General features: G+C 68.3%; 13 protein-coding genes and 2 pseudogenes. 3 read left to right on the plus strand and 12 right to left on the minus strand.

Annotation, left to right across the window (positions count from 1 at the left end):
• The 5 genes from C100_RS29105 to C100_RS29115 form a co-directional block, all read right to left on the minus strand.
• A partial coding sequence (locus C100_RS29105; RefSeq protein ID WP_024018557.1) for a head-tail connector protein occupies positions 1 to 536 on the minus strand: 536 nt, incomplete at its 3' end.
• Positions 536 to 814 (minus strand): phage fiber-tail adaptor protein, encoded by a 279-nt coding sequence (locus tag C100_RS29110; protein WP_024018558.1) that lies wholly within the window; start codon positions 812 to 814, stop codon positions 536 to 538. The genes C100_RS29105 and C100_RS29110, both read right to left, overlap by 1 nt.
• On the minus strand, positions 811 to 978 hold the full coding sequence (locus C100_RS48810; RefSeq protein ID WP_024018559.1) for a hypothetical protein: 168 nt from the start codon (positions 976 to 978) through the stop codon (positions 811 to 813). The genes C100_RS29110 and C100_RS48810 overlap by 4 nt, the downstream gene beginning before the upstream one ends.
• Positions 965 to 2,536, minus strand: a complete 1,572-nt coding sequence (locus C100_RS47415; RefSeq protein WP_024018560.1) for a tail fiber domain-containing protein — start codon at positions 2,534 to 2,536, stop codon at positions 965 to 967. Before C100_RS47415 ends, C100_RS48810 begins: the two co-directional genes overlap by 14 nt.
• 66 nt (positions 2,537 to 2,602) lie before the next feature.
• On the minus strand, positions 2,603 to 3,718 hold the full coding sequence (locus C100_RS29115; protein WP_024018561.1) for a phage major capsid protein: 1,116 nt from the start codon (positions 3,716 to 3,718) through the stop codon (positions 2,603 to 2,605).
• Positions 3,719 to 3,852: 134 nt separating this feature from the next.
• Here C100_RS29115 and C100_RS29120 point away from each other — a divergent pair, with 134 nt between their 5' ends.
• The gene (locus C100_RS29120) at positions 3,853 to 4,386 is read left to right on the plus strand and encodes a DUF805 domain-containing protein (protein ID WP_024018562.1); all 534 of its coding nucleotides are present in this window, start codon (positions 3,853 to 3,855) and stop codon (positions 4,384 to 4,386) included.
• A complete protein-coding gene (locus tag C100_RS29125; protein ID WP_024018563.1) occupies positions 4,383 to 5,051 on the plus strand; it encodes a phytanoyl-CoA dioxygenase family protein in 669 nt (222 codons plus the stop codon). The genes C100_RS29120 and C100_RS29125 overlap by 4 nt, the downstream gene beginning before the upstream one ends.
• A gap of 4 nt (positions 5,052 to 5,055) precedes the next feature.
• Here the strand turns inward: C100_RS29125 and C100_RS0124025 are convergent, their stop codons facing one another.
• The 3 genes and pseudogenes from C100_RS0124025 to C100_RS29130 form a co-directional block, all read right to left on the minus strand.
• Positions 5,056 to 5,535, minus strand: a complete 480-nt coding sequence (locus C100_RS0124025) for a hypothetical protein (protein ID WP_152536402.1) — start codon at positions 5,533 to 5,535, stop codon at positions 5,056 to 5,058.
• Between the two features lie 109 nt (positions 5,536 to 5,644).
• Positions 5,645 to 6,040, minus strand: a pseudogene (locus C100_RS0124030) (HK97 family phage prohead protease); the annotation flags it as partial.
• Positions 6,037 to 6,345 (minus strand): DUF6127 family protein, encoded by a 309-nt coding sequence (locus C100_RS29130; RefSeq protein WP_024018566.1) that lies wholly within the window; start codon positions 6,343 to 6,345, stop codon positions 6,037 to 6,039. The gene C100_RS29130 and the pseudogene C100_RS0124030, both read right to left, overlap by 4 nt.
• Positions 6,346 to 6,392: 47 nt before the next feature.
• On the opposite strand from C100_RS29130, the gene C100_RS48815 reads away from it, so the two are divergent.
• Positions 6,393 to 6,566: a hypothetical protein gene (locus C100_RS48815; protein ID WP_024018567.1), complete on the plus strand. Its 174-nt coding sequence runs from the start codon at positions 6,393 to 6,395 to the stop codon at positions 6,564 to 6,566.
• Between the two features lie 156 nt (positions 6,567 to 6,722).
• Here C100_RS48815 and C100_RS29135 read toward each other — a convergent pair whose 3' ends face one another.
• The 4 genes and pseudogenes from C100_RS29135 to C100_RS0124040 form a co-directional block, all read right to left on the minus strand.
• Positions 6,723 to 7,847 (minus strand): phage portal protein, encoded by a 1,125-nt coding sequence (locus C100_RS29135; RefSeq protein WP_024018568.1) that lies wholly within the window; start codon positions 7,845 to 7,847, stop codon positions 6,723 to 6,725.
• Positions 7,848 to 8,082: 235 nt separating this feature from the next.
• Positions 8,083 to 8,421 carry a hypothetical protein gene (locus C100_RS29140; RefSeq protein WP_024018569.1) on the minus strand — a complete coding sequence of 113 codons (339 nt, stop codon included), beginning with the start codon at positions 8,419 to 8,421 and terminating at the stop codon, positions 8,083 to 8,085.
• A gap of 62 nt (positions 8,422 to 8,483) precedes the next feature.
• Positions 8,484 to 8,960 (minus strand): hypothetical protein, encoded by a 477-nt coding sequence (locus tag C100_RS47420; protein WP_024018570.1) that lies wholly within the window; start codon positions 8,958 to 8,960, stop codon positions 8,484 to 8,486.
• Between the two features lie 33 nt (positions 8,961 to 8,993).
• Positions 8,994 to 9,204: pseudogene (locus C100_RS0124040) on the minus strand (ATP-binding protein); the annotation flags it as partial.

Raw genomic sequence — 9,204 nt, forward strand, 5'->3', positions numbered from 1 at the left:
CATGCCAGCCGCATCCGCCGGAACGGCCGCCACAGCGCGCTCACCACCGCCGGCGGGGTCGCGCTCTCGGTCCCGCGCGCCAGATAATGGTCCGCCGCCAGCCGCACGATGCCCTGCCGCAACGCTTCGGGCACGCCGTTCAACTCGCCCGCCATCCCGGCGCGATAGCGGACCGCCAGCACCCGCCCGTCCCCCGCGCGCGTCGATCGCACCCACCCGTCGCCCGCCGCGTCGATGTCGATCGCATAGGCCTCGACCGGCAAAGCCTCGCTCGCGCCGTCCGCGTCCACCGCCGCCACGCTCTCGATCGCCAGCACCGGCCGCGCCGACAGCCGCTGCCAGCCGCCGGTCCCCGCCACCGTTTCGCGCGCCGACCGCGCGACCAGCCATTGGCCGACAAACTGCTCGCACAGCGCCGCCGCCCCGCGCAGCAACCCGGCCAGCACCGCGTCCTCGCCCTCGGTCTCGATCCGCAGATAGGCTTTCAATTCCGCCAGCGATGTCGCCAGAGCCCCGCTTTCCTGTTCCGCCAGCATCAGCGCTCCTCCACCCGGATCGTCACCGATCGCTCATCCATCTGCCCGTCGGACAGGGTGACGCGGTTGGTCAGCCGATAGAGCCGCCCCACCATTCCACCCGCCAGCCGCGCGCTGCTGCGCTGCGCCTCGAACACCGTCGCCTCCACGGTGACGCCGCCCGGTTCGTCGGGGCCGACCGTCCACCCGCTGGCGATCAGGCTCTGCCCCGCCAGATAGGCCGACCAGTCGATCGCATGGTCGATCCGCGCCTGCGGATCTTTCACAATCAGGCTCATCTGATCTTGCTCCCCCTTGTCCCCTCGACCCGCATCGCCGCCGCCCGCGCCGCCACGCGCGCGCCCAGTTCCGGCCGCACCCCGATCCGCCATGGCCCGGCCCAGCCGCCGCCCGCGCCGACCGCACCGATCGCCGCCGCGCCCAGCGCCTCACCCTGCAACATCGGCCGCCTCCAGCGCATCGAGCCGCGCCTCGATCCGCGCGATCGCGCGCCGCTGCCATGCCGCTTCCAGCGCCAGGCACTCCTCGTAACGCAGTCCCCAGCGGTCCCCCGCCGCGACCGCAGGCGTCACCGCGCCGTCCTCATCGACCTGCGCCGCGCGCGCGTCCCAGCGATCGCGGCACAGCAGCCCCAGCCGCACCGCCGCGCCCGCGCCCAGCCGCGCGTCGATCGCGTCGCGCACGTCCTGCGCCACCAGGCCCAGATGGACGCGCGCCTCCGCGCCCTTCTCCGCCACCGCCGCGACGAAGCGGAACTGCCGCCATCGCACCGCGCCCCAGGCCTCGATCAAATCCGCGCCGACGTCGGCCAGATCCTGCTTCGCGCGCGCGTCCGACGTGCTGATGGTCCCGCTCGCGGCATAGATGGTGGACCATCGCGCCGCCCCGCTCCCCAGCGCAAAGCCATTATCCGCCGACGGCGCCACCGCGCCAAAGGCGGTGATCGCCTGATGCTCCAGCCGCAGCGTCTCCTGCATCGCGCCCGACCCGGTGCGCCCGACATAGAAGTTCAGCCGCGAAGCAAGATTGGTCGCGCCCGGCGACGCGCCGACATAGCTGGTGCGGATGCGCGATAATTCGGTGAAATTACCCTCGATCTGCCCCCAGACATTATAGTCCCCGATGACATCGCCGCTCGCTATGTCGGTCCGCGCCGCCAGCGTGCCATTGGCGCGATAGAGCCGGTTATTGGCGAGCGAGCCGATGCCCACCACGCGGAAACTGGCCTGCCCGCCATCCATCATCACCGCCAGCGCCGGCGTCACCACGCTCACCCGCCCCATCCATCCTTCCGCCGGATACGTGTCGCTGGTCAGCGTGTTGATATGCAGTTCGGCGCCGCTCATCCGCTGCACGCCGCTCGCGCCCAGCGCGCCGATCCGCGCCCGCACCGCCCCGGCATCGCCCTGTTCCAGCAGCGACCGCCCGAACCCCGCCGTGGTCAGCGCCGCGATCGCGTCCAGTTCCCCGCTCGCCGCCTGCCGCCCCGCCAATCCCTCGGCCAAGCCCTCCGCCAAGCCCTCAAGCGCCGCCTGCTGGCTTTCCAGCCCCCCGGCAAAGCCATCGACCGTCATCTGCGCCGCGCCGACCGCCGCCGCCAGCCCGTCCATCGCGACCTGCTGCGCGCCCAGCGCCTCATCCAGCCCCTCGATCGCGCTCATGTCATGGCCATGCCCCTCGACCGCCGCGATCCAGCCGCTGTGCGGCGTCAGCCCGACCAGCTTCTCGCCCGCGGCGAAATCCACCGCCGCCCCGTCCGCCGACGAAGCGACCGGGCCGCGCACCAGCCGCCCCTCGCCATCCAGCGTCCCGGTCCCCGCCTCCCATTGCGGCGGCGCGCCCACGCCCATGATGACATAGGGAAAGCTTGCCCCCGCGCTCACCGCCTCGGCAAAGGTGCGATGCCCCGCCACCGCCCCGCCCAGCGTCAGCGGCCCGCTGCCGCCATCATGACAAACCTCCCGCACCAGGTCGGCCATTTCCAGCCCCGTGATCGCCATGTCCGCTCCCCCCTGTAAAATGGATGAAAAGGGGGGAAGCCGCCCAGGCCTCCCCCCCATGGACAATCACGAAGCCGCGAACTTCATCAGCTTGATCGCCTCGCTGTTCGCCACGCCGCCGCCGATCCGCTTGACCGCGTAGAAATGCACGAACGGCTTGTTGCTGAACGGATCGCGCAGGATGTTCGTGTCGCTGCGCTCGGCGATGACATAGCCGGCCTGGAAATTGCCGAAGGCGATCGACAGGCTGTTCGCGGCGATGTCGGGCATGTCCTCCGCCTCGACCACCGGATAGCCCAGCAGCGTGGCGGGCTGTCCCGCCATCATCGACGGTTGCCAGACAAACGCCCCGTCGCTGGTCTTCATCTTGCGGATCACCGCCAGCGTCGCGCTGTTCATCACGAACGCCGCCCCCTGCCGATAGGGCGCGCGCAGGCTCTGGATCAAGTCGATCAGCCTGTCCTGCGGATTGCTCGCCGGAAAAGCGCCCGCCGCGCCCGACGCCACATATTGCAGCGATCCGAACGCGCGCACCCCGTCCGCTTCATTGGTGGTCGTATAGGTCAGGAAACCCTTGGGCTTGTTCGTGCCATTGCCGCTGACGAAGGCCGCGCCTTCCGCCGCCGCGAACTCCCGCGCAATCTCGCCCGCCAGCCATCCTTCGACATCGAACTGCGCATCGTCCAGCATCGCCTGGCTCGCCGCCGGATTGGCGAACAGTTCGCCCGACGGCGGCACGATCTCGTTAAAGGTCGGCGTCCCCGTCTCGGCCCGCGCGCCGGTTTCACTGGCCCAGCCCGACACGATGCCGCCCGCGCTCACCAGCTTGCGATAGCCCGCCGTGCCCGTCCGCACGACATTGGCGATCGACCGGATCGGCGAAATGCTTTTCAGCGTGCTGCCGATCAACTGGTCGATCTCGCGCGGCACCGCATAGCCGCCCGCCGCGCCCGACGCGCCGGAAAAGCTTTTCAGCTCCACCCCCGCTTCCATCCCCTGCCGCAGATAGCGCTCGACAAAAGCCGCCCGCGCCGGGTCCACCGCCCCGCCCTTGACGCCATCGAGCGCGGGCCGCTGCTGCACCAGCAAAGCCCCCTTGAGCGCCGCCACCTCCTGCGCCAACCCCTCGATCCGCTCCCCCTGCGCAACCATTTCCAGGGTCGCTTCCAATTGATCCGTCATGCATGTTCTCCCGCTCGCAGAAACAAAAAAAAGCGGCCCCGAAGGACCGCTCGTAAAATCCTTCTCCCCCGTAGGAGAAGGATAGGAAGCCTTGCCGGCCAACTCGGCCAGGCGAAGTTGGATGACGGCGGTCATTGTTCGCCGCCCCGATTGCCTTTTCCGCCGAACCCCGCCACGTTGCCGGAAATGGGGCAATCGACTTGAACTATCCGTCTGGCGCTACTGCAGAACTCGGGCTGCTGCGGCGCACCATCGCGGGCGTGCTGGATTTCAAGGGACGCTCTCGCCGGACTGAAGTCCTGCTCTACCAGTTCGCCGTCGCACTTGTCGGCGTGACCCTCGGTTTCGCCGGCAGCACCTTCTTGCCCCACGCATTTGCGTCGACGCTCATCGTGATAGTAAGGGTCGTCACAGCGTTGCCGCTGGTCGCTTTGTTCGCCAGACGACTGCATGACCAGAACCGATCCGCATGGTGGACGCTCATTCTACCGGTGGGCATGGGACTGAACATAGTGCGCCATGAAAGCCGGCTTGTGGCAAACACGCCATCCTCGCCGCCATGGCTTGGCCTCGCTTACGTCTGTGTCGTCATATTGATGCTTGTGCTGTTCTATTGGCCTGGTACGCGCGGCCCCAACCGCTTCGGCAGCGACCCGCGCGAAGCATGAGCTTCACCCTCGCCACCAACGGCGCGCACCATGTCCCCGCAGCCCTCGACACGCCCGCGCTCGCCACCATCGAAGCCGCCCTGTCTGCCTTCCCTGCTGACCGCGCCGGCCAGCGCCTCGCCAAGCTCCCCATGCTCGCCGGGATGCTGAGCGCCACCGGCGCAGTCGGCCGCCACGCCGCCGCCCATCTGGGCGACGCCGCAAAGCCGGTGCGCGCGATCCTGTTCGACAAGAGCGCCGCCGCCAACTGGGCGCTGGGCTGGCATCAGGACCGCACCATCGCCGTCGCCACCCGCATCGATACGCCCGGCTTCGGCCCATGGACCGTTAAATCCGGCATCCAGCATGTCGCCCCGCCGCAATCGCTGCTCGACGCGATGCTCACATTGCGCATCCACCTCGACCCCGTCGAAGCCGACAACGCCCCGCTGCTGATCGCACCCGGCTCGCACCGCCACGGTCGCGTCGCCGAAACCGACGTCCCCGGCCTTGTCGCGCGCTGCGGCATCCATGCCTGTCTCGCGCAGCGCGGCGACATCTGGCTTTACGCCACGCCGATCCTCCACGCCTCCGATGCCGCCCGCCGCCCCCGCCACCGTCGCGTCCTGCAACTCGACTATAGCGCCAACCCGCTGCCCGGCGCGCTGGCGTGGTCGGGCGTCTAGCCCTTTACCCCGCGGAGATTTCCAACTCGGTGAAAACGAATTCCCCAGTCGAGCAAGCGACCATCGCAACCGGCTTATCGCCTGGCGCAAAGGCGAACCGCTTCTCCATATCCCCTATCTTTATCACCCCGTCATTACCCGTCGCCGAGACAGAAAAGGGCACGGACGTGCCGACCGGAATGGAGGCAAAAGTCTCTCCATCTTCGCCTTTTCCGTCAATGACGTGACGTGTGGCAAAGAAAATCGCCCCTTCTCGTTGTTCGTCCTTGTCGGGGATGTCCGCCAATATGCGAATGGCGACCTGCTGCTTACGGTCCGCGCTGGTCAATGAAATCAGCGCTGTCGGCAGCCATTCACCTTCCTTATAAAGTTGTCGCGCAGCAACATTGCCCTGCAATATATGGTCCGTTCCCGCCGCAACGGTCTGCAATTTTGTAAAATGGCCACCCCGCGCGTCGCAATCAAAAACAAATGGCTCGGCCATGCATGGTCCGGTGATCCCTCCTATCAAGGAAAAAATTACCCAAGACGCCATTCTTTTCACAAAGAATCTCCAATCGACTGCGCGAAAAGGCGATCTTTCCATCAACGTCGTCAAGTGCAATGATTCTCGCCAATGGCTGCATCGGATGCGTGACCAAACTCACCTCCACCAGGTCCAGCGCCAGCAATTCGCGCGGCCCCGCGCCCCGCGCCGCCTTCACCCGATATCCGAAACTCAGCCCATCGACCGCCCCGCTCGCCAGCGCCGCCGCCGCCTCGCGTCCCGCCGCCGTCCGCCGCGACACCCGGCCGATCACGCGCAGCCCGCGCGCATCCTCCCGCGCCTTTTCGACCATGCCGATCACGCAGCCCGGCCCATGCTGCCACAACAACGGCACGCCCGCAGGAACCACAGCGCCGAACGCGCCCGGCCGCACCACGTCGCCGCCCCGGTCCACCCGGTCGAACACCGCCGCATAGCCGGCGAAGCGCATGTCGCCGCTCATGCCCGCACCAGCCCCAGCAGCCCGACCTTCACCGCCACCCCCAGCAGCACCAGCGCCATGCCGATCCGCACCGCCCAGCCGATCACCGCTCCGCGCGCGGCCTTCTTCGCGTCGCGCCAGGCGGACAGCAGTTCGCGCAGTTCCCGCACATCCTTTTCCGCGCTCCGATCGCTCAGCCCCAGCCGCTCCAGCGCCCGCTCCGCGCCCAGCCCGCTCGCCTCCTCGATCAGCGCGCGGATCGTCACCATGTCGGCCACCTGCCCCTGCGCCTGCGCGACCAGCCGCGCCAGCATCTCCTCTTTCATGCCCCCGCTCCTTTTCATCGGCGCCCGCCGCGCCTATCTGGCGCACCATGAAGCGCACCCATCGCAAAGTCCTGATCGTCCTCGTGATTGCCGCCCTTGGCCTTGTCGCCTGGCATTTCGACCTGTTCCGCGCCGGCGATTGCCTGAGCCAGGGCGGCCGCTGGAACTGGGCCAATGATTTCTGCCGCCTCGACAGCCTCGCCCGGCCAGCGGCTGGCTGAAGATCGCTTCACAATTCTGTGATGGTCGAGATTTGGCGCAGGCCGAGGCGAAAATGGTGCATTTCGAGAACCGGCGCGCAGCGTGCTTAAGGCACGTGAGCACCGGAAGCGCAGAAAAGCGCCATTTGCAGCCCGGCCTGGGTCAAATATCGGCCGTCACAGCCCCAGCATCGCCTTCTTCTCCTCGGCACTCAGAAAATCCGCCGCCGCCACCCGATCCCACAGCGCCGCGCGCTCGTCCGACAGCGCCGGCACCGCGTCCAGGTCCGCCTCGATCGCCACGCCGGGCCACCAGCCGCTCAACCCCTGCGACAATCCCGCGCAGATTTTCGCCACCAGCGGCAATATCGCCTGCCGCCACAACGCCTTGTTGGCCTCGCGATAATTGGCGTAGCTATTGTCGCCCGGCAGCCCCATCAGCATCGGCGGCACGCCAAAGGCCAGCGCGATCTCCCGCGCCGCCGCGCTTTTCAGCCCCACGAAATCCATCTCCGCCGGCGTCAGGCTCATCGCCTGCCAGCTGAGGCCACCCTCCAGCAGCATCGGCCGCCCCGCATTGGCCGCGCCGGCAAAGGCCGCCTCCATCTCCCGCTTCACCCGCTCATATTGCTCGGGCGAAAAGACCGATCCGTCGCCCGGATCATAGACCATCGCGCCACTGGGCCGCGCCGCATTGTCGAGCAGCGCCTTGTTCCACGTCGTCGCCGCATTGTGGATCGCCACCGCGCCCGCCGCCGCGCCCGCGCAGCCCAGCCCATAATGATCGTCCAGCGGATGCAGCGCCTTCAGGTGCAGCAGGCTGGTGCGCCCCGCGCCGTCCTCCGGCGACAGGCGCATCACGCTGTCCCCGACGCGATACAGATAGGCCGCCGGCCAGCCGCGCGCATCCGCCTCCACGCTGACCCGCTCGGGCCGCAGCGCGAACAGTTCGGCCGGCATCCCGTCCGCGCCCGCGATCACCTGGACATAGCCATTGCCGTGCAGCAGCAGGTGGCAGGCCAGCGTCTCGATCAGCCCCTGCCCCGCCGAAGCCCGCCCGACCAGCGCCAGCACCCGCGCGCCATCCTCCACGCCGCGTATCTTGATCGCCGTCGCGCCCGCGCCTTCGGACACCAGCCGCATCGCCCGCTGCGCCACCGCATTGCCCATCACCCCGGCACGCAGCTGCGCCTCATAGGATGCCGGCCATTCCCCCAGCGCCACCGCGCCCGTGCCCCAGGCGCGCGCCAACACCGGCCGCGCATCGCCCGATGCGGCCGCCTTCGTCCCGAACCATTTCATTACACTGTCCCCAAACGCAAAAACCCTCTCCCGCCGGGGGGAGAGGGTCGGTTGAACGCAAAACCCCTCCCGCTGGCGGGAGGGGCAGCGAGACTTGCGCGCGCAGCGCGCCGGTCGCAGCGGGGGGGGCAGTCGCGCAAAACCCCTCCCGCTGGCGGGAGGGGCAGCGAGACTTGCGCGCGCAGCGCGCCGGTCGCAGCGGGGTGGGCAGTCGCTCCCCGTCAGCCCGGCCGCCTCATCGATTGCGCGCCAGCACCCGGTCGCACGCGGAATCCGTGCCTTCGCTCTTGCCGATCACCCGGCCCGCGACCGCGCCGGCCGCACCGGCCAGCAAGGTTTCGCCCAGGCTCCCGCCCGCCAGCGCCCCGACGCCCGCGCCACCGGCCGCGCCGATCACCGTGCCCTTGTCGCGGCCTTTCTTGCCCTTGAGCAGGCAATAGCGCACATCGTCGCGATCCTTGGGCGCCGCCCGCGCGATCCGCGCGCGATCGCCGCTATTCAGGCTCGCCGCCATCACCGGCGTCGCAACCACCGAAACACCGACGAGCGCCGCGAAGATTTTGGCTGTCTTCATGTCACTTGCTCCGTTGAAAACCATCATGGATCAGGAACGGATCGGCCGGCGCGCCGGTTCCGTCATCCGGCGCGGCTTTCCCTTGGCCAACTCACGGCAATCCCCGTCAGCAACCATGTCGTCCAGATCAGCCAATAGGCCCAGAGCAGATCGGCCTCCCGCGCCAGCGGTAGCATCCGCACATGAAATCCGATCCATAGGATCAACAGTCCGGCAAAAAGCTGAAGCGACGGAAAACAGGCGTCGCCGTTCATGCGGCCCGCGATTTTCCATCGCCAGCCCCCATCATGATCGGCGGGCGCGTAGAGTGCGAAAGCAAAGCGAAGAAACGGCAGCATCAACAGCAGCGTCATCGGAAAGGCGAGCATTTCCAGAACCGGAATATAATCATTGAAACAGTCGTCGAAGCCGCCCGTGAACCGCCTCCCGGCGCATCGGACATTCCTCGCCACGATAGGACCATATGAAAAGGCGAAGGGGTATCCGACCCACAGGGGAACGCTCAGCACCGCCAGCCAGAAACGCAATCGTTCGCTCATGCAGGCCCTCCAGCCGCTCCCTGTAGCACAACCTCACAACCCCCGCACCCGCGCCTCGCCCCGCCGCCCCAGCATCAATTCGCTCAAGGCCCACACCAGCGCGTCCGCCCGGTCCGGCGACCGTCCCGGCCCGACATAGCCGCCGCCCGCCAGCAGCCCGCACATCTGGTCCTCCATGTCGGGAAAGGCGCCGCGATGCGCGACCCGCCCGGCTTCATACAGCGCCGCCACCGGCTCGGCCCCC

It is taken from the genome of Sphingobium sp. C100 (assembly GCF_000508185.1).
Taxonomy (GTDB): domain Bacteria; phylum Pseudomonadota; class Alphaproteobacteria; order Sphingomonadales; family Sphingomonadaceae; genus Sphingobium.